Origin of the sequence: Solimonas terrae (assembly GCF_011067135.1) — a bacterium.
GTDB classification, from domain to species: Bacteria; Pseudomonadota; Gammaproteobacteria; order Nevskiales; family Nevskiaceae; genus Solimonas; species Solimonas terrae.
In genome coordinates this window covers 147,677-167,314 of the sequence record NZ_JAAMOW010000004.1, presented here as the reverse complement: position 1 = coordinate 167,314, position 19,638 = coordinate 147,677, and the positions used below count along the sequence as shown (strand labels likewise).

The 19,638-nt window shown below is 66.9% G+C and carries 16 protein-coding genes; 2 read left to right on the top strand and 14 right to left on the bottom strand.

What is annotated here, in order from left to right; all coding sequences use genetic code 11:
* Positions 1-164: 164 nt before the first annotated feature.
* Complete coding sequence (locus G7Y85_RS08895; protein WP_166255132.1) at positions 165-1,502, bottom strand: hypothetical protein; 1,338 nt, start codon at positions 1,500-1,502, stop codon at positions 165-167.
* Between the two features lie 215 nt (positions 1,503-1,717).
* Between G7Y85_RS08895 and G7Y85_RS08890 the strand changes: the two genes are divergently transcribed.
* Positions 1,718-2,791: a TIGR03032 family protein gene (locus G7Y85_RS08890; protein WP_166255129.1), complete on the top strand. Its 1,074-nt coding sequence runs from the start codon at positions 1,718-1,720 to the stop codon at positions 2,789-2,791.
* 287 nt (positions 2,792-3,078) lie between these two features.
* On the opposite strand, the gene G7Y85_RS08885 is transcribed toward G7Y85_RS08890, so the two are convergent.
* The 4 genes from G7Y85_RS08885 to G7Y85_RS08870 all read right to left on the bottom strand — a co-directional run bounded on the left by G7Y85_RS08885 (position 3,079) and on the right by G7Y85_RS08870 (position 9,225).
* On the bottom strand, positions 3,079-4,020 hold the full coding sequence (locus G7Y85_RS08885) for an oxidoreductase (RefSeq protein WP_166255126.1): 942 nt from the start codon (positions 4,018-4,020) through the stop codon (positions 3,079-3,081).
* A gap of 70 nt (positions 4,021-4,090) precedes the next feature.
* Positions 4,091-6,628, bottom strand: a complete 2,538-nt coding sequence (locus G7Y85_RS08880) for a CaiB/BaiF CoA transferase family protein (protein ID WP_166255123.1) — start codon at positions 6,626-6,628, stop codon at positions 4,091-4,093.
* Between the two features lie 319 nt (positions 6,629-6,947).
* Complete coding sequence (locus G7Y85_RS08875; RefSeq protein ID WP_166255120.1) at positions 6,948-8,048, bottom strand: amidohydrolase family protein; 1,101 nt, start codon at positions 8,046-8,048, stop codon at positions 6,948-6,950.
* Between the two features lie 127 nt (positions 8,049-8,175).
* Positions 8,176-9,225: an AraC family transcriptional regulator gene (locus tag G7Y85_RS08870; RefSeq protein WP_166255117.1), complete on the bottom strand. Its 1,050-nt coding sequence runs from the start codon at positions 9,223-9,225 to the stop codon at positions 8,176-8,178.
* A 167-nt stretch (positions 9,226-9,392) separates the two neighbouring features.
* On the opposite strand from G7Y85_RS08870, the gene G7Y85_RS08865 reads away from it, so the two are divergent.
* Complete coding sequence (locus tag G7Y85_RS08865) at positions 9,393-10,319, top strand: AraC family transcriptional regulator (RefSeq protein ID WP_166255114.1); 927 nt, start codon at positions 9,393-9,395, stop codon at positions 10,317-10,319.
* 6 nt (positions 10,320-10,325) lie between these two features.
* Here the strand turns inward: G7Y85_RS08865 and G7Y85_RS08860 are convergent, their stop codons facing one another.
* From G7Y85_RS08860 to G7Y85_RS08820, 9 genes are all read right to left on the bottom strand, one after another.
* Complete coding sequence (locus tag G7Y85_RS08860; protein WP_166255111.1) at positions 10,326-10,979, bottom strand: TetR/AcrR family transcriptional regulator; 654 nt, start codon at positions 10,977-10,979, stop codon at positions 10,326-10,328.
* A 3-nt stretch (positions 10,980-10,982) separates the two neighbouring features.
* Positions 10,983-12,716: an FAD-binding protein gene (locus G7Y85_RS08855; RefSeq protein WP_166255108.1), complete on the bottom strand. Its 1,734-nt coding sequence runs from the start codon at positions 12,714-12,716 to the stop codon at positions 10,983-10,985.
* 2 nt (positions 12,717-12,718) lie between these two features.
* Positions 12,719-14,662: a pyrroloquinoline quinone-dependent dehydrogenase gene (locus G7Y85_RS08850; RefSeq protein WP_166255105.1), complete on the bottom strand. Its 1,944-nt coding sequence runs from the start codon at positions 14,660-14,662 to the stop codon at positions 12,719-12,721.
* Entirely contained in the window at positions 14,659-15,513 is an 855-nt protein-coding gene (locus tag G7Y85_RS08845) for an NAD(P)-dependent oxidoreductase (protein WP_166255102.1), read from the bottom strand. Before G7Y85_RS08845 ends, G7Y85_RS08850 begins: the two co-directional genes overlap by 4 nt.
* 162 nt (positions 15,514-15,675) lie before the next feature.
* Entirely contained in the window at positions 15,676-16,482 is an 807-nt protein-coding gene (locus tag G7Y85_RS08840; protein ID WP_166255099.1) for an SDR family oxidoreductase, read from the bottom strand.
* A 13-nt stretch (positions 16,483-16,495) separates the two neighbouring features.
* Positions 16,496-17,248, bottom strand: a complete 753-nt coding sequence (locus tag G7Y85_RS08835; protein WP_166255096.1) for an SDR family oxidoreductase — start codon at positions 17,246-17,248, stop codon at positions 16,496-16,498.
* Positions 17,249-17,287: 39 nt separating this feature from the next.
* A complete protein-coding gene (locus tag G7Y85_RS08830; protein ID WP_166255093.1) occupies positions 17,288-17,614 on the bottom strand; it encodes a 2Fe-2S iron-sulfur cluster-binding protein in 327 nt (108 codons plus the stop codon).
* 17 nt (positions 17,615-17,631) lie between these two features.
* Positions 17,632-19,119: an aldehyde dehydrogenase family protein gene (locus G7Y85_RS08825; RefSeq protein WP_166255090.1), complete on the bottom strand. Its 1,488-nt coding sequence runs from the start codon at positions 19,117-19,119 to the stop codon at positions 17,632-17,634.
* A 14-nt stretch (positions 19,120-19,133) separates the two neighbouring features.
* Entirely contained in the window at positions 19,134-19,631 is a 498-nt protein-coding gene (locus tag G7Y85_RS08820) for a hypothetical protein (RefSeq protein WP_166255087.1), read from the bottom strand.
* Positions 19,632-19,638: the final 7 nt, after the last annotated feature.

The following is a 19,638-nucleotide window of genomic DNA, read 5'->3' as shown; positions in this document are numbered from 1 at the left end:
CTGCGGACCGCCTCGGGCGCGCACGCACGAAGCCTGAACGAAGCTGGAACGGCTGCGGACAAACGCGAAAGGGGCGCACAGGCAGGCGGAGCCCCCCGCATTCGGGATCATGTCACCCTGGCCTGGCGGTGATGGCGCGCGATGCGACTGATCGCGCGCGCGATTCAGGGGCCGTCGTAGTAGCGCGTGTCGATGCTCGTATACGTGACACCTGCCGGACCGGACGAATAGTCCGCCCATATCGCGCCCCAGGCCACGGCGAAGTCGCCGCCCGGCGCCATTGCCACATCGGGCGAGACGAAGCTGCCGTATTCGTTCGGCGGGGCGCCGCCAACGTCGAAATTGATGCCGAGCGCGCCGCCGCCGTTGGCATAGCGTTGTGCGTGAATGCGGCCACCGACGGGCCAGGCGACGACGGTATCGCCGGCGGCATCCATCGCGACACTGGTTTTGAGACCGTAGGCCTGCGCGTTGGTGTCCGAATCAACGCGCACCTCTGCGCTGCCGAGACCGTTGCCGGCGGGAAAACGACGCAGGTAGATGCCTTCGCTGTAGTCATTCCGGGCGCGGGAAGCACGGTTGTAGGTGACGACATAGGCCCCGCCGGCGCTCATGGCGACATCGGGCACGCCCTGATCGCGTTGCGAAGAGACGACGCGTTTGAGCCCGGCCTTGCCGTCTGCGTCATAAGCCCTCGCGTAGACACCCGACAGCAGGCTCACGCCCTCGCTCTCATGATCCCAGGCGACGACGAAACGGCCATCTGGCGCCATCGCGACCCCGACACGACCCTCGTCACTGCCGATCACGAGCGGCACGGCGAGCACCTCGACATCGACACCGCCAGTGCTGTCGACGGTCTGCGCGACCTGCGCCTGCGTCCCGCCACCGGTGTAGCGCCGCATCTGCACGGCGTAAGCACCGACCTGCGTGCAGATGCCGATCCCGTAGCTACAGCTGTACCAGCTGCCGTGCTTCAGCTCGCGGCCCTGCGCCCAGGCGACCACGAAGTCACCCGCGTCATCCATTGCCACCGACGGACTGAGAATGTAGCTGTCGCCAACGGTCGCGTCGGGCGGCGCAGCAACCTTCAACTGCGCGCCGTTCGGGCTGCCGTCGGCATGGTAGCGCTGCGCATAAACGCCGGTGGTATCGGCAACGTGCAGCTGCGCCCAGGTGACGACGAAATCGCCGTCGTCGTCCATCGCCACGTCGGGCGGACCGGCATATGGCGTGGGGTCGACAACGAAGGCATTGCCTTTCGGCGTGCCGTCGGCGCCCACGCGCTGCGCCAGAATGCCGGAACCTTTCCAGACGACAACGCCATCGCCGGCGGCATCGCGCGCAATTGCGGGGTAGAGGTTGTAGTCGCCAGTGCCTGGGGGGACCAGCGTCTGTGACGGTCCGAGCGGATCGCCGGGCGCTGCAAAAGCACTGCCGCCGAACCCGACCGCAAGCGCCGCCGCGATCGCGGTGCGGCGCGGCCATTCCCTGTTTTGCATGCGCATCTCCCTTGCGTGACCGGCGGGAACCGTATCGCTGACGGCCACCGGGCTTCGATGATGCACCGGATCGCAATGCACAAAACTAGAGCAAAAGGCTTACAAGCCTTCTTGCGCGCGTCGTCCGGCGCCGGATGCTTTCGCTGTCGGCCGGCATGCGGCACAGTGCCCGGCCGGTTCGCAGACCGCGCGATTCAACGAGGAGCAACCGCAGCTTGAACGACGATTCGACTCTGCAATGCCGCACCGACCCCGGCTTCAGCGCCTGGCTCGCCGCCGCGGGCGGCAGCCTCGCGGTGACGACCTACCAGGCACACAAGCTCTTGCTGATCGGCTGGAACGGTCGGCAGCTGTCCTTCCTGCCGCGTCACTTCGAACGGCCGATGGGGCTGGATCTGCGCGATGGCCGCCTGCTCCTGGCCTGCCAGGATCGCGTGACGCTGTTCGCCGACGATCCGGTGCTCGGCCATCACTATGACGACGCGCAACCCGGACGCTATGACGCACTCTACCTGCCGCGCCTGAGCTGGCACGCTGCCGGCCTCGATGTGCACGACGTCGCCCTGACCGACGACGCGAGCTGGATTGTCGCGACACGCTTTTCCTGTCTGGCGACGCTCTCGGACCGCTACAGTTTCGTCCCGCGCTGGCGGCCGCGCTTCGTCGGCGACGATGCGCCGGAGGACCGTTGCCATCTCAACGGCATGGCGATGCGCGACGGCCGGCCGGCGTTCGTCACCTGTCTCGCCGAGACTGATACACGACAAGGCTGGCGCGCGCAGCGTCGCAACGGCGGCGCACTGCTCGAGGTGGACAGCGGCGACGCCGTGCTGCGCGGCCTGTCGATGCCGCATTCGCCGCGCTGGCATGAGGGCGCGCTGTGGCTGCTCGAATCGGGTGCGGGCCGCCTGCTGCGCGTGGACACGCAGCGCGGCACGGCCGACGAAGTCTGTGCGCTGCCCGGCTATCTGCGCGGACTCGATCTCGTCGGCCCGTACGCACTGGTCGGACTGTGCAAGGCGCGCGAGTCCGAATACTTCGGCGATCTGGCCGTACAGGCGCGACATCGCGAACTGCGCTGCGGTGTCGCGGTCATCGACACGCGCAGCGGCGCGCAAGTCGGCTTCTTCGAACTGAGTGCGGGTGCCAGCGAAATCTACGATCTGCGTTTCATCGCCGGCCGCCAGCGCGTCAACGTGCTGAACACGCAGTCGCAGGAACGTCGCGTCGCCTTCAGCGCGCCGCCGGACCTGCATTGGTGGACGGTCGCCGAAACGGATCACGTTTGAACGCCGGCGGGGCCGGAGCCCTCGCCCGCCCATCGTCGAGCTGCCGGCGCCGGAATCTTCTCGTTGCGAACCGCTTTTCGGGGAACGCGTCTTGCGCCTTGCCTGGCGGCTTGCCAGAGACACCGCCACGGCCACGCCGTCAGCGTCGACAGGCCCCTGGGAAGGTCTGAACAACGACCAGTTTCGTCATTGCGAGCAGCCGGAGGCGACGAAGCAATCCAGCGGCTTCCTGCGCAAACGGTGCATCTGCATCGCCACGGCCGCTTCGCGATCTCGCGATGCCGGGCTCATGCCGAGGTTTCCTGACGCCGCAGCACCGCATAGTCGGCACCGGTCAGCGTTCGCGACACCGCCCACAGGCGGGTTGCGGTTTCCGGATCGCGCGCTGCCGCACTCGGCTGCACCCGCGTCGGCCGACCGCGGAACTGTTGAAAGCCATCAGGCCCGTAGAACTCGCCGCCGCGCACATCGGCCGCCGTCGCCGCGTGAATGATCGGCAATGCACCCTGCTGCGGTGTCTGGCCGAAGCCGCGCATCGCGATCCGGAACGCGATCACGTCCAGCCAGTCGAGCAGCGACGTGCGCCGTTCGCTGCGCCGCCCGTCGCCGATGCCGGTGCGCGAAATGCCGGGATGCGCGGCGACACTACGCAAGGGCAGGCCGACGGCATCGGCGCGGCGCTGCAACTCGATGGCGAAGATCAGCGACGCGAGCTTGGTCTGGCTGTACGCGCGCGACGACAGATAGCTGCGCTCGGACTGCAGATCATCGAAGTCGATGCGGCCGGTCGCCTGCACGATGCTCGACACGCTGACCACGCGCGGCGCGCTGCTGCGCAGCAGCGTCGGCAGCAGACCATCGGTCAGCGCGAAATGGCCAAGGTGGCTGACCCCGAACTTGAGCTCGAATCCGTCGCGGGTCGTGGCGCGGCGCAGCGGCGGCAACAGGCCGGCGTTGTTGATCAGCACATCGAGCGGCTGACCGTCGCGGCATTGCGCGGCGGTGAACGCACGAATCGCCGCGAGATCGCCGAGATCGAGCGGCGCGAATTCGACGCGCGTCGTCGCGCCGGCGGCGACGATGTTCCGCACCGCCGCTTCGGCCGCCGCGACATTGCGATCGGCGATCAGCACGTCGTGACCCAGCAAAGCCAACGCCTTCGCCGTTTCGAAGCCGAGGCCGCTGGCGCCGCCGGTCACCAGTGCTCGCCGTGTCTGCTTTCCGTCCATGCCGAACTCCCTGTCACAAGCAAAAAGGCCTCCGCACGACGCGCGCGCGGAGGCCATTCACCACCCGTGGCTATTGCTTGGCTTCCTTCTCGAGCATGCTCGCCATGCCTGGTTTCGGCGCCTGCGGCGCGGCACTCGCGGCCGGCCGCGGTGGCATGCGCGGCATGCCGGCGAAGCCGATCGCGAACTGTTCTTCCATGGTCTTGACCTGCTCCTCGCTGTAGCCCATGCCGGCAAGGATTTCCTGGGTGTGCTCGCCGACGATCAGCGGACGCCCCTGGATCACGCCCGGCGTATCGGAAAGCGAGAACAGCAGGCCGATCTGGTCGAGCTTGCCGACATGCGGATGCGGGTAGCTCACGACCCACTTCGCCTTCTGGAAGTCGGCGTTGTCGTGCAGCTTGCGCGAGAACTCCGGATCGACGATCTCGACCGGCACGCCGGCCTTGTCGAGCGCAGCGAATGCATCCTGCGCGCTTTGCGTCTTGAGCTTGTCGGTGATGGCCTTGGCCAGCGCGGCGTCATCGGCTGCGGCGTCGGCCGGAATCCCGAAGGTTTCCAGCAGCGCGGCGCGCTGCGGTCGCCGGGTCGCGGCCACGCAAATCCAGCCGTCGCCGGTTTCGTAGATGCGATGCGCCGCCGAATAGCCGAGTTGCAGGCCGCCGATGCGCGGACGCTCGAACCCTTCACCGTTCGGCCTGGCGACCGCGTAGCTGGTGTTGAGCAGCGCGGCGTTGATGATCGACGTGTCGACGAACTGACCTTCGCCCGTGCGATCGCGGTGATAGATCGCATTGCAGATCGCGATCGCCGACAGGAAGCCGTTGCCGGTATCGCCGAAGCTGGTGAAGCTCCACAGCGGACGACCCGTGACGCCCTGCTCGTCGCGGCCCATGCCGCCGTCCTCGAACTGGATGCCGGACAGGCAGGCGCCGGTCTGGTCATTGCCGGGCAGACCGGCGCGCACACCGCGCTCGAAGCCGCGCGTGTGGCAATAGATCAGGTCCGGCTTGATCTGCTTCAGCGACTCGTAGTCGATCTTCAGGCGCTCGGCGGCGTCGTAGCGCATGTTGTGCTGGACGACGTCGGCCTGTCTGACCAGATCGAGCAGGATCTTCATCGCGCGCGGGTCTTTCAGATTCAGCGTGATCGACTTCTTGCCGCGGTTCGCCATGTAGGCGATGTGCACGCGATGCCAGAACATGTCGTACAGACCGTTGATCTTGATGACGGTCGCGCCGAGATCGGACAACAGCTGCGTGCCGAACGGCCCGGCGATCGCCAGGCCGAGGTCGAGCACGGTGATGCCTGCCAGCGGCGCCTTGATCTTTTTGCCGTTCGCGGCAGCGGTCCCAGCCTTCGCGTCGGCAATGATCTTCGCCGCTTCGGCCTTCACTTCATCGGTGTTGGCGCCGGGCTTGACCGCCGGCGCGCCCGGCTTGCCCTGCGTCTTGCTCATGTTGAAGGCGTTGCCGACGGTGCGGATCGTGCCGAGTTCGGCATCGCTGGTCTCGGTCGCGCAGCCGTCTTCGATGAACGCCGGATCGGCGAGCGATTCCTCGATGCTGCGTACCGGCTGCATCGTCATCTCGGCGGTCGCGGCGGCTTCGATCCAGTCCTCGACCGGAAACTTGGCGACGGCCTCGGCAAGCAGCGGCTGGTAATGCGACATCACCAGGATTTCTTCGGGGCCGGTGCCGAAGCGGTCCGGATCGTTCTGCACCGTCAGGTCGGGCGAGGCATTCAGCGTGTCGCCCTGCGAGGCCTGCAGGATGAAGCGCGGATTCGGCACCCAGTTGTGCAGCCACCTGCCGTCCCCGGCCTTGAAGTGGCCCTTGGACGACTTGCTGTTGAGAATCCAGGTGTCGAAGCCCGGCACGTCGATCTTTTCGGCACGCTGCCAGACGCCGGCGGCGCCCGCGAGCGCGCCCTGCAGCAGCGAGGTCTCGACCCACTGTCCCTTGCCGGTCAGCTCGCGTGCCCGCAGCGCCGCGGCGATACCAAGCGAGGCATTGAAGAACGCGCCGAGGCTGGGCCATTGCGAGGCCACGAACAGCGGACCCGGGCGCGGTGCGCCCTGCACATCCTCCTGCGGAATCTCCAGATCCGGGAACGGATCGGGCTCGCCGTTCATGTGATTGAGCGCGCCTTCCGGCCAGCCGCGCTGCTCGAACATCAGGCCGCTGCGCGCCTGCACCAGCGCGTCGATCGCCGGACGATGGCTGTGTTCGTTGTCGCGGCCATAGCCGGTGATCGAGCAGTAGATCAGGCGCGGATTGAGCGCGCTCAAAGTCTGGTAGTCGATGCCGAGCTTTTCGGTTTCGCCGGGTGCATACGATTCGACGAGGATGTCGGCGGTTTTCGCAAGTGCCAGCAGCACCGCCTTGTCGTCGACCTTGGTGAGGTCGAGGAACGCACTGCGCTTGCCGCGCTGCCAGACCTTGTAGCCGAGCTGCTGCGGACCGGCCTCGGTGCGCGCCGGGTCGCCACCCGGCGGCTCGATCTTGGTGACGTCGGCGCCGTTGTCGCCGAGCAGCATCGTCGTCATCGGCCCGGCAACGCCGGACGTGAGATCGAGCACTTTCAGTTTTTCGAGTACAGCCGCCATCGTGATTTCCTTCAACAATTCCGGAGCATCGACGAGGTTACCCGCCGCCTTTGCAAAAGCGTCGTTCACTCGGACGAGGCAGGGGCACTACCGTCATTTCCGTGCACGGAAGCCGACCCGCCTCCCTCACGTCCCGGTCAGTGAGGGAGACGACGGGGCGGTGGCGCGAGACGCCGACACCCCGGCCGCCGGCCTGCATGCCGGCGTGCGTTCGCAGGCTCGCAGCGGTGCTGCTCGAAAGCCCTGCTGGCCCCGGCCCGCCGGCCTGCATGCCGGCGTGCGTTCGCAGGCTCGCAGCGGTGCTGCTCGAAAGCCCTGCTCACCCCAGGCCGAAGGTCTTGCGGGCGTTTCCGGACGTGATCTTGATGCGATCGGCTTCCGGAATCTTCGCTTCGGCGAACTGGCTGACGACCTGCTTGCGCGAGTGCGGCCAGCAGGTTGCCGGATGCGGAAAGTCGGTCGACCAGTACAGGCAGTCCGGACCGAAGTACTTGTAGCACTCCTCCAGACCGCGCGGCTCGTACATGAAGGTGGCGCCGCACTGCTGCCGGAAGGTGTCCGACGGCGGCTTCTTCACGCCGGGGAAGGTGTAGTGCTGGTGCATGCGCGGATCGAGCAGCGACTCGAAGAACCACGGCAGCCAGCCCAGACCCGGCTCGACGAACAGCACCCGCATCTTCGGATACTTCTCCAGCGTTCCGGTCAGGATCCACATGCAGATCGTCTCGGCCAGCGGCGCCCAGGCCAGACCGGTGAAGATGCCCTTCTGCGGCGTCGGATCGCGACGGAACACGTCCCAGAGCTTGGCGCTGAGGTCGAGATGGTTGAGAACGGTCAGACCGGTCTCTTCGATCAACGACCACAGCGGCTCGTAGCGCTTGTCGTAGAAGTCCGGCAGGCCGAGTTCGGACGGAAACGGCGTCAGCTGCACGCAGCGCGCCTTCTTGTCGCGGGCCAGGCGCTCGACTTCCTTGAGCGCGAAGTCGATGTCGTACAGCGGCAGCTGGTAGGCCGTCATCAGCCGCACGGGATCGTAGGCGGCGAAGTCGGCCATCGCATTGTTGTAGCCCTGGAAGACTTCCTTCCAGTTGTCGCCCATCAGGTGCGGATTGGCGATCTTGGCGCCGGCCAGTTCCGGAAAGATCACCTCGGCATAGACGCCGTCGAGATCCATCGCCTTGAGCTTGCCTTCCGGGTTGAAGTGGCCCGGGTCCTTGGCGGCTTCCGGATCGACGAAATCCTCGAGTTCGAGCTGAGGCTGGCCGCCGCGCAGGACCTTGGCCGCATATTCCTCCGCCTTCTTGTTGGCATCGTCCCAGACCGCATGCATTTCCTTGCGCAGGCGTTCCTTCACCCACTCGTCGGTGAAATGCACATGCGAATCCACCGATACCAGTTTTTCCTGTGCCAATTCGGTCATTGCCGTCTCCTCGTTCATGAATGCCAGAGCTGTCCGCAGCGGCCACGCGTGGCGCCGGATGATGGGCGCAGTCTAGGCGCCGGCGGCGGCGCGGCCCATATCCGAAAGTGACAGCTGGACGAGCGGCTCAGCTCAGGCGCGCGAGCACGCCGGTATCGCGCAGCGCCGGTTCGGCGCCACGCCGGACATCGAGCGGACTCAGACCCGCCCAGCTCTTCAATGCGCGCGTGAGCCCGTTCGGCTCGGCGAAGCCGGCGCGCAGGGAGACTTCGCCGATCGGCAGCTCGGCATCGCCGAGGAACTTCAGCGCGAGCTCGCGCCGCACTTCTTCCTTGACTAGGCGGTAGCTGCTGCATTCGGCCTGCAGGCGCCGGCGCAGGGTCTGGCTGCTGACATGGCATTCACCGGCGGCGTCCTCGATCGACGGCAGGGTCTGGGTCTGCGCCAGCTGCTCGCGCAGGCGCGCCTTGAGCTGCGACTTGAACGACAGATGGCCGTCGTACAGGGCGTGGGTATCGAGCGATTTCGGCACCAGGAAGCCGTTGAGGTCGGCGCGGCTGCGCACCGTCGGCCGCTCCAGATAGCGCGCCGGAATCAGCAGACGCGCCTGCGGCTGCGAAAAGCGGCACAGGCCGGACAGCATTTCCGAATACTCCTCGGGGCGACCGGCGCGCGCATGAGCGAAGTCGGCGGCCACCACCGGCACTTCCTCGCCGATCAGCCAGCCGGACATGTGCGCCCAGAGCATGAACCACCACTCGTTGAGGAAACCCTGCGGATCGCATTCCGGATGGGCAACCTGCAATTCGATCGCCGCCAGCTCGCCGTGGCGGCGCAGCTCGAAGCGCAGCTCCGGTGCCTGTGTGGCGTAGAACGCGAACGCGCGCTGCAGGGCCGGCCCGAGCGGGCCGCCGCTGACCGTGCCCTCGCACATCATCTCGAAGGTGCCGATCGGGCACGGCGCGCGCGTGAAGCCGCAGAACTCGTCCGCCATCAACAGCTTGAGATTGCGCGAGACGCGGAAGAAGGTGCCGGGATCGATCGGCGCCGCCTGATCACGCAACAGCGCCCGCGCGATCGGAATCGCGTCGCAGATGACCGTCTCGCCGTACCCCTTGGCTTCCGCGCTGTGGATGAGGGTGCGGGCGTAACGGCTGATCAGGCCTGCAGCTGCCATGGCGTGTGCGAAAGACTCCGCGCCGGTTGCGATCGTGGTTGCGAGCGTAGGAGGCGCGACGCGCCCGGCGCCTGCCACAAATGGACGAGAGTGCGGCGGACGCCGGCGCATGAGCGGCGGCGTCCCGAATATGGCTGCGGGGGCGGCGTCGGCCTAGGATGTCGGCCATGCAACTGCTCCCGCCCATCGGCACCGGCCCGCGCCAGGACACCTCGGCGATCGACAGCGTCCTGGAATCGGTGCTCAGCTCCTACCAGCTGCGCGTCGAGATCACCGCCAACGTGCGCTATTGCGGCAGCTGGTACGAAGAAGACCCGGCAACCCGGCATGGCCAGTTCCATCTGGTCACCGAGGGCGACTGCTGGGTCAGCGGCAGCGCGCTGGACCGCCCGGAACATTTGGAGCGGGGCGACCTGATCGTGTTCCCGTCCGGGATCCGCCACTCGCTGTCGGCGATGCCCGATCCGCACACGCCGGCGCCGAACGAGGACAACAACACCTCGATGCTGTGCGGCGAACTCGAATTCGTGATGGGTACGCACAATCCCATCTTCCACGCCTTGCCGACCTGGTTCATCGTGCGCTCGGCGAGCAGCAGCGATGCCTTCCGCCAGCTCGCGCAGATGCTGATCGATACCGGCAACGACCGGCGCTGGGGCCGGCAGATGGTGCAGAACAAGCTCGCCGATTCGCTGTTCACGATGGCGGTCTGCGAATACGTGCGCAGCGCCGACACGCCCCGCGGCCTGCTCGCGGCGCTCACCGACACGCGGCTGTCGAAAGCGTTGTCGGCGGTCCACGAGCGGCCGGGCGAGGAGTGGACGATCCAGTCGATGGCGCATGAAGCCGGCATGTCGCGCACCGCGTTCGCCGAGCTGTTCACGCAGACCGTCGGCCTGCCGCCGATCCAGTATCTCGCGCAATGGCGCGCCACCGAGGCGCGACGCCTGCTGAAGAACCGTCGCTTCTCGGTCGCGGCGATTGCGGAGATGATGGGTTATCGCAGCGAAGCGGCGTTCCGTCGTTTCTTCAAGCGCGTCGAAGGCGTCGGGCCGGGCAAGGTGCGCGCAGGCGGCGACGGCGCGGACGACTGAACGCGCTCAGGCTTCGCCGCCGAGCATCGCCAGCAGCGCCGCCTTGATCCGCTGCAGGTGACGGTCGACGTGGCGCACGCGGCGCTCGAACACGTGTTCGATCGACAGGCCGGTCAGAAAGCAGTGCACGAAGGTCATCGCCTCGCGCAGCTGAGCATCGCTGAGGCCGGAATCCGGGAAGATCGCGCGCATGGTTTTCTGGTGTGCGCGAATGTGCCGCTCCTCGGCGAGGCTCGGCTTGGCCTGCTGGAAGCCGCGCATCGCCAGCAGGATTTCCAGCGTCACCAGGTACAGGTCATCCTGGTAATGCTTCCACATGCGATCGACGAACAGTTCGACGCGCGCCCGCCGTGTGCCCTTGCGCAGCACCGGATCGGCGACGCGCTCGCTGAAGCGCTCGTGCGAGATTTCGAGAATCGCATCGAGAATGTCTTCCTTGGCGCCGAAGTGATGCTGCGCGGCGCCCCAGGTCATGCCGGCGCGCCTGGCGATGCGGCTCGAGGTCGCATTGGCATATCCGCCTTCCTTGATCAGCGAGATGACGGCGCCGATGATCTTCTCGCGCGCCACGCGCGTCTTCTGCGCCTGTCGGCCGAGCGTCGGTTCGGCAGCGGTTTTCCTGGTTGCAGGCTTGCGCGTGCTGGTTGCGGCCTTGGCCATGACTCAGTTTCGTTGGGGGATGCGGTCGGTTTCCGCCCCGCCATTTTCCAACAGATCGCGGCACGCGTGCTCGGCGGCGAGAAAGCCGAAGGTCATCGCCGGCCCCAGCGTCGCGCCCGCGCCCGGGTAGTAGCGGCCGGTCACCGAGGCGGCGACATTGCCGACTGCGTAGAGCCCGGCGATCGGCCGACCGTTCACATGCAGGACCTGCGCATGCTCGTTGGTTGCCAGACCGCCCTTGGTGCCGATGTCGCCCGGATGGATTTCCAGCGCGTGGAACGGCGCTTCTGCCAGTGGCGCGAGGCAGGGGTTCGGCTGCACGCGCGCGTCGCCATACAGCAGATCGTAGGGATTCTCGCCGCGCTGGAAGTCTTCGTCTTTTCCGCTCACCGCGAAGCCGTTGAAGCGCGCGACACCGGCCGCCAGACCGTCGGCGTCGATGCCGAGCCGCGTGGCCAGCGCGGCCAGGCTCGGCGCGGTCGTCAGCAATTCGCGACGGATGTGGCGCAGTTGCAGCCAGTTCAAATGCATGCCACCGGGCAGCAGCGGACCGAACGGATATTCACGCGCGTAGCGGGCGTCGAAGATCAGATAGGCCGGCAGATTGCCGGCCGCGTACATCGCCTGCACCGCGGTGGTGTAGGCGACCGACTCGTTGAAGAAGCGCGCCCCCTTCTTGTTGACGACGATCGCACCCGGCATCGAGCGCTCGGTGAACAACATGCGCGCGCGATCCTCGCCGCGGACGTGCATCGTCGGCCCCCACCATGCCTCATCGAGCAGGCGTGTGGCGGCGCCGAGGCGCTGGCCTTCGATCAGCAGGTCGCCGGTATTGCCCGGGCTGGCCGCCGACCAGTGCGTCTGCGTCGGCTGCGGCAGATAGCGCGTGCGCAGCGCCTGGTTGTGCTCGAAGCCACCGCTGCCGAGGATCACGCCGCGTGTCGCGCGGATCGTCCGGCGGGCGCCGTCGCGCTCGATCTCGACACCGACAACGGCGCCGGCGGCATCGGTGATCAGGCGCTTCACCGGCGCACGCAGCCAGATCGACACCCGGCGATCGAGCAGCGAGCGACGCAGGCGGCCGATCAGGGCATTGCCCATCGTCAGTCGCCGTGAGCGCCGCGAACGCAGACGCCAGGGAAGATCGAGGAAATAGCCGATCGTCAGCTTGCAGAGCAGCTTGAACCAGCCGGGCGATTTGCTGAGCAGGATCGCGCCCTCGCTGTTGCTGTAACCGATCATGCCGAGCACGCGCGTCTGGATGTGCGGCGCCTGCATGTCGTGGAAGTCGCGGCCGAGAACGCCGGCGTGATACGGCAGCGGATCGATCGAGCGGGCGCCGGTCTTCGCACCGGGCAGATGCTGGTAGTAATCGGCGTAATACGACATCGCCTGATACGCGACATGGCTGTGCTCGGTCAGCCAGCGCAACATGCGCTTGCCCTGCGTGACGAAGGCTCGAACATTGGCGGCGGGGGCATCTTCACCGACCAGCTGCGCCATGTACTGCATCGCGTCGGCGTCGCTGTCCTCGATTCCGCAGTCGGCCATCAGGTGATTGCCGGGAATCCACAGGCCGCCGCCGGAGGTCGCCGAGGTGCCGCCGTAGACGGCGGCTTTCTCGACGATCAGCACGCTGGCACCGGCATGCGCGGCCCGCAGCGCCGCGGTCATCGCGCCGGCACCGGAACCGACGACCAGTACATCGACCTCGTGATCCGGCCCGGGCTCGCCCATCTTCACTTTCCGTCCAGCGTGAACGCGACCACGGCATCGCCGACTGCATCGCCGAGCGCGCCATGACCACCGGCGGCGATCACGAGATACTGCGGACCGTCGGCCTTGAGTCGATACGTGATCGGCACGCCATGCCCACCGAACGGCAGTTCGGTGCGCCACAGCTCGTCGCCGTTGTCGGCATCGAAGGCGCGCAGGTAGGCATCCATGGTCGCGGCAATGAACACCAGACCGCTCGCGGTCTGCATGGAGCCGCCGGAATTCGGCGTGCCGGTATGGAAGTGATCACCGAATGGCGCCATGCCGTGCAGATTGCCGAGCGGGCGCTCCCAGAGCTTGTTGCCGGTATCGAGATCGATCGCCACCAGCTTGCCCCAGGGCGGCGCCACGCACGGCGTCTTCAGCGGCGACAGGAACGGCCCGCGGACGACGACATAGGGCGTGCCCTCCTGCGGGCCGACGGCGACCAGATCGCCGCCTTTCATCGCGCCGTCGAACTGCGCGCGCGGCACCAGCTTGATCGTGAATGGCGCGGTCTGCAGATTGACGATCATGCGGCGATGCACCGGATCGACCGACACCGAGCCCCAGTTGATGCCGCCACCCAGGCCCGGATATTCCAGGGTGCCCTGCAACGACGGCGGCGTGAACACGCCCCGATAGTCGAGCGCATCGAGCGCGTCCCGACACTTGCCCTTGTCCCAGAACGTCAGGCCCCAGAGATCGTCGCGTTTCAGTGTCAGCGGATGCAGCGGCGCCGGCCGGGTCGGGAACGGTTGCGTTGGCGAGGCCTGCTCGCCCGGCACCGTCGAGGCCGGCACCTTGCGTTCCTCGACCGGGAACAGCGGCTTGCCGGTCAAGCGGTCGAGCAGGAACACGAAGCCGAGCTTGGTCGCGGCGATCAGCGCCGGCGTCTTGCCATCGTGCAGATAGGTCACCGGCTGCGCGGCCAGATCGTAGTCCCAGAGATCGTGATGCACGGTCTGGAAATGCCATTGCACCGCGCCGCTGCGCGAGTCGAGCGCGACCACCGACTCGCCGTAATAGCTCAGGCCCTTGCGCTCGGCACCGGCGTAATGATCCGGCGCGGCGCTGCCGGTCGGCACGAACACCAGATGATGTTCCGGATCGGCCGACATCAGGCCCCAGGAATTGGGCGTGCCCGGCGTCAGCGTCGCGCCCTGCTCGACCTCCGCGGCCGTTACCGCGTGCATGTTCGGTGGCACGGAATCCCAGACCCAGCGCAGCACGCCCGTGCGCGCGTCCCAGGCGCGAATACCGCCGCCCGGCGCCGTCGTGCGCTGATTGTCCTTGACGAAGGCATTGGTCAGCACGACGCCATCGATCACCAGCGGCGCCGAGGTCGGGTAGTACTCGGATTCGCGAACCTCGCCGAGGCCGTGCAGCAGATTCACTGCACCGTGCGCGCCGAAGGCGTCGCAGGGCTTGCCGGTCTTCGCATCGACGGCGATCAGGCGATCGTCGAGCGTGGCTTCGAAGATGCGCGTCGCGCAGGCCGCGCCGGCATCGGCCTGCGAGTCCTGCCAATACGCGACGCCGCGACAGACCTTCGAGTAGATGTGCGTCAGATTCGCATGCGGATCGTAGGTCCAGCGTTCAGCGCCGCTGGCGGCATCGAGCGCGACGATGCGGTTGTACGGCGTGCAGAAATACAGTGTGCGATCGATCATCAGCGGCGTCACCTCGAAGGCGGTGGCGCCGACGCCGTTTTCGCCTTTCGAAAAGTCGCCGTGGTGATAAATCCACTTCGGCTTGAGACGGCTGACGTTGTGCCTGTCGATCGCGGTCAGCGGCGAATAGCGCGCGCCGCCGATCTCGTTGCCGATCTGCGGCCATTGCGCAATGCCGTCACCGGATTCCGCGCGCGCAATGCAGGCGGCCAGGATCAGCACCGACGCCAGGCACCCGCGCATCATCCTGCTCATGCGGAATCCTTCGCATCGCCGAGAAATACCGACTCGATCCGTTCATGCAGGGCGGCCGTCGCCGGCAGTTCGACACCGAGCGCGAGCGCGCTGTCCAGGGCGGCGGCCAGATCCTTGCGTCCCAGCGCGGCGAATGGTCCGAACATCTTGCGCAGGGTGTCGGCGCCGGCCGCCGCGAGCTTGTCGCGATTGCCGACAAACGCTTCCATCTGCCGCGTCACCACACCATTGGCGCGGCCGACCTCGATCAGCAACCGCGGATCGAGTCCGGCGGCTTGTGCCAGCCGCAGGCCTTCGTCGATTGCCGCAAACGCGGCATACGTCATCAGGTTGTTGCACAGCTTCAGGGCGATGCCGCAGCCAATCGGGCCGGCATGAATGATGGTGCTCGCCGAGGTGGCGAACACCGGCCGCAGGCGTTCCAGCAACGCGGCATCGGCGCCGACCATCGTGCACAGCGTTGCCGCTCTCGCGCCGCTTTCGCCGCCGCTGATCGGCGCATCGATCAGATGCACGCCACGCATCCGTGCGTCCTGCGCCCAGCGGAGCAACGCGGCCTGCGTCACCGTGCTGTGGATCGCGATCACCGCATCGCTGGCGAGAGTCGCGAGCAGGCCCTCGTCGCCGTACAGCAGCGACTCGACATCGGCATCGTCGCGCACGCACAGGCAAATGACGCGACATTGCGCCGCAAGTGCGCGCGGTGTTGCCGCGCCATTGGCGCCGGCGGCAACCAGCTCCGCCACCGGTGCGGCCGCCACGTCGCAGACCCAGACCGGCTCATCGAGCTTGAGCAGGTGCTGCGCCATCGGCTTGCCGATGTTGCCGAGACCGATGAATCCGATTGCCACCTTGCCTCCCTGGTTTTGCTCCCTCTCCCCCGATCGCATCGCGATCGAGGGAGAGGGCCGGGGCGAGGGCGTCGCTCGCCGCGCTGCCCGATCGATTACCCCTTGCCCTGACCCTGTCCCCTCGTCGAAGAACAGGGAACGGTTACCTGCGCCTCGACACCCCTACACCTTCTGTTCGTTCTTCCAGTCGTTTTCCAGCAGCTTCAGCGTCGGCACGTTCGGCCGCACTTCGATGAACTCGACGGCGACGCCCGGCGGATATTCGAAGCAACCGGCGAGCGCTTCGCCCATGACATCGGGCTGTACGGCGCCGTCGAACTGCGCGCCTTTCTCCAGCCACGCGCCCATCGCGTCGGGCAGCACGGCGGGGTCGAAGTTGGCGATGCTGCCGGTCGCGACCGCGCCCGGGCTGAACAGCGTGACCATGATGTTGTCGCGCTTGACCTCGCCGCGCAGTTCGGCAGTGAAGTGATCGAGCGCCGCCTTCGACGACGAGTACAGCGCCATGTGCGCGAATTCGTTGTCGTTGCGCACACTCGCCGATGAGACATTGACGATGCGTCCGCCGCCGCCCGCGCGCATGCGCGGAATCGCCAGCTGGCAGGCGAACACCGCGCTGAAGAAGTTGAGGTCGACGAGCTTGCGCATCTCGGCTTCCGGCGACAGCTCGATGCGCCGCGCGAACTGGAAGCCGACGTTGTTGACGAGACCGTCGATGCGCGCCCATTTCGCGATCACGGCATCGAACGCCGCTTCGAGCGCGGCGCGATCGCTGACATCGACCGCGATCGTCATCACGCGCGCGGCATCGAGCGTCGCCGCCGCGGCCTGCAGCGCCGTTTCGCCGCGCGCGAACATCGCCACCTTCGCGCCACGCGCCAGCAGCGCCTGCACCGTCGCCAGGCCGATGCCTTTCGACGCGCCGGTGACGATGATGACCTGATCCTGTACCCGCCATTCATGTGTCATCGCCGGGCTCCGGTCACGCCCGCATCAGCTGGCCGCCGTCGACGTTCATGATCAGCCCGGTCACCCAGGCCGCGTCGTCGGACAGCAGGAAGGCCAGCGCCTTGAGCAGATCGTCGGGCTGACCGAGGCGCGCGATCGGCATCTGGCCGACCATCGCATCGATGTACGGCTGCGGCACCTTGTCGCGCAGCGCCTGCGTGTCGGTCGGCCCCGGCGCGATCGCGTTGACGCGAATGCCTTTCGGGCCGAGCTCGCGCGCGAGCACGCAGGTGATGCCGTTGAGCGCAAGCTTGGTGATCGAGTAGTAGTCGATGTTCATCCACGCCGCGGTCGACGACTGATTGACGATGGCGGCGCCCTGCTTCAGGTGCGGCACGACGGCGCGCGTCATCACCACCGCGCCGAGCATGTTGACGCTGATCAGCTTGTTCAGATAGCCGAGGTCGACACTCATCAGCGGATTGAAGTCGAGGTTGCCGAACATCGCCGCGTTGTTGACCAGATAGTCGATGTGGCCGAACGCGGCGACGGCCTGCTCGGCGAGCGCCTTCGCCGATGCTTCATTCGAAACATCGACCTTGCCGAAGCGTGCCTGGCCGCCGGCCTTGCCGATCTCGTCGGCAACGCGTTGTCCCTGCGCTTCGTTGATGTCGGCAACGACGACCGCGCAACCGCGCGCGGCGAGCCCTTTCGCGTAGCCTTCGCCGATGCCCTGACCGGCGCCGGTGACGATCGCCACCTTGCCGGCGAATGATGCTGCTGCCATTGATGTTCTCCCGATGCTCTTGATTGTCGTGGCGCGTGATCAGCCCGCGTCCTGATCCGGTGGCAGCGTGATCGTGATGCCGTCCATCGCCTCGCTGACGATGACCTGGCAGCCGAGCCGGCTGCCAGGTCTGCGATGCGTGACGGCGTCGAGCATCTGCAGCTCGCCTTCCGCGGGCGCGCCCGCTTGCGCGCGCCAGTCGTCGCCGACGTAGCAGTGGCAGGTCGCGCAGGAGCAGATGCCGCCGCACATTCCGAGCACGCCGGGCACCATGTTCAGCGTCGCCGCTTCCATCAGATTGGTGCCGGGCTCGGCATCGACCTGATGACGCGTACCGTTGTCTTCGATGAAGGTGATCGCAACCATGTCGTCTCGTGTCTTGTTCAGGCCGGCACCGCAACGGTCTTGGTCTGCAGGTATTCCTCGAAGCCCTGCACGCCCATCTCGCGGCCGATGCCGCTTTGCTTGTAGCCGCCGAACGGCGAGTCCGGCGCAAAGAAATTGGCGCCGTTGACGTTCAGCGTGCCGGTGCGGACGCGGCGCGCCATGCGCAGCGCACGCTCCGGATCGGCGGAGAAGATCGCGCCGGACAGGCCGTAGTCCGAATCGTTGGCGATGCGCACCGCGTCGTCGTCATCGTCGAACGGGATCGCGACCAGCACCGGCCCGAAGATTTCCTCGCGCGCGATACGCATGTCGTTGCGCACATCGGCGAACAGCGTCGGCTCGACCCACCAACCCCTGCTCAGATGCGCCGGCTTGCCGCCGCCGCAGACCAGACGCGCACCTTCGGCCTTGCCGAGTTCGATGTAGTCGAGCACGCGCTGGCGCTGCCGGGCACTGACCAGCGGCCCCATGATCTGCTGCGGGGCGAACTGGTCGCCCGGCTGCACGTAGCCGAACATCGCCTTCAGGGTTTCCACGCCTTCGGCATAGCGCGACTTCGGCAGCAGGATGCGCGTGGTGATCGCGCAGCCCTGGCCGGCGTGGTAGCAGACCGCCAGCCCCGACAGCAGCGCGGTCGAAAAATCGGCGTCGTCGAGAATGATGTTGGCGGATTTCCCGCCCAGTTCGAGAAAGACCTTCTTCACGCTTGCGGCGGCGCTGGCCATGATGCGGCGGCCGGTCTGCGTCGAGCCGGTGAACGAGACCATGTCGACGCGCGGATCGGCAACCAGCTTCTCGCCGACCGCGGCCGGATCGGACGAAGTCAGCACATTGAGCACGCCGGCCGGCATGTCGGTCTGCTCCGCGGCCAGCTTGCCGAGTATCGTCGCCGTCCACGGCGTTTCCGGGGCGGACTTCAGCACCACCGTGCAGCCGGCCGCGAGTGCCGGCGCGATCTTCGCCAGGTTGATCTGGAACGGGAAGTTCCACGGCGAGATCGCCCCGACCACGCCGGCCGGCTCGCGCCAGATCAGGCGCTTGCTCGGCACGCCCATGGTGTTGGCGACCGGCAGCTCGCGGTCCCAGGCATAGCGGTCCATCAGCTCGATCACGTAATCGAGGATCGCGATCGGACCGTCGCCCTGCGGGCCGTTCTCGGTGATCGCCATCGGTGCGCCGGTTTCGGCGACGACCTGTGCGCGCAACGACGGTGCCGCGGCGCGCAACGCATCGCGCAGCTGGATCAGGCAGCGCTTGCGCAGCGCGCGGTCAGTCGACCAATCGCGGTTGTCGAAGGCATGGCGGGCGGCGGCGATCGCGGCATCGGCGTCGGCCACGCCGGCATCGGCGACCTCGCCGATGATCTGTTCCGTCGCCGGATTCAGATTGGCATAGCGCCTGCCGCTGTGCGCGTCGACCAGCTTGCCGTCGATCAGCAGTCGCGCTTCGCCGGCCACATCCACTTTGTTTTCCGCCATGCTCATCGAGGCATCCAGATTCAGGCGGCGCGCGGCCGCAGCACATGCACACGCAGCATCAGCAAGCCGAAGATCACCAGCCACATGCCGTTGAAGATCACGACCGAGGCGAGTTGGGCGCCGGTCTGCTTGTAAGTCAGCACTTCCCAGATCAGATAGAAGCCGATCGCGTAGGTCATCATCCCGGCCATGAACGTCGCGAGGCGGCGATACCAGGGGCGGTCCTGTCGCCTGGCGACGAACACGATCACCGACAGCACGTAGAACCACGAGAAGAAGAACATGTCGAGCTCGTTGACCAGCTGCAGCCAGACCGGCGCGTCGCGGTAGATTGGTTCGACCTGCACGTACCCGAGCCAGGCGCGACCGACCCAACTCGCCGCGCAAGGTCCGTCGGCCCCGAGCGTGAGGCCTTGCCAGCCACAGCCGAACACGAACAGCGGCGCATAGACCAGCGACATGAAACTGGTGAACAGGAACAGCACGATCAGCAGACGATCCAGCCAGCGCGACGCCATGCGTTTC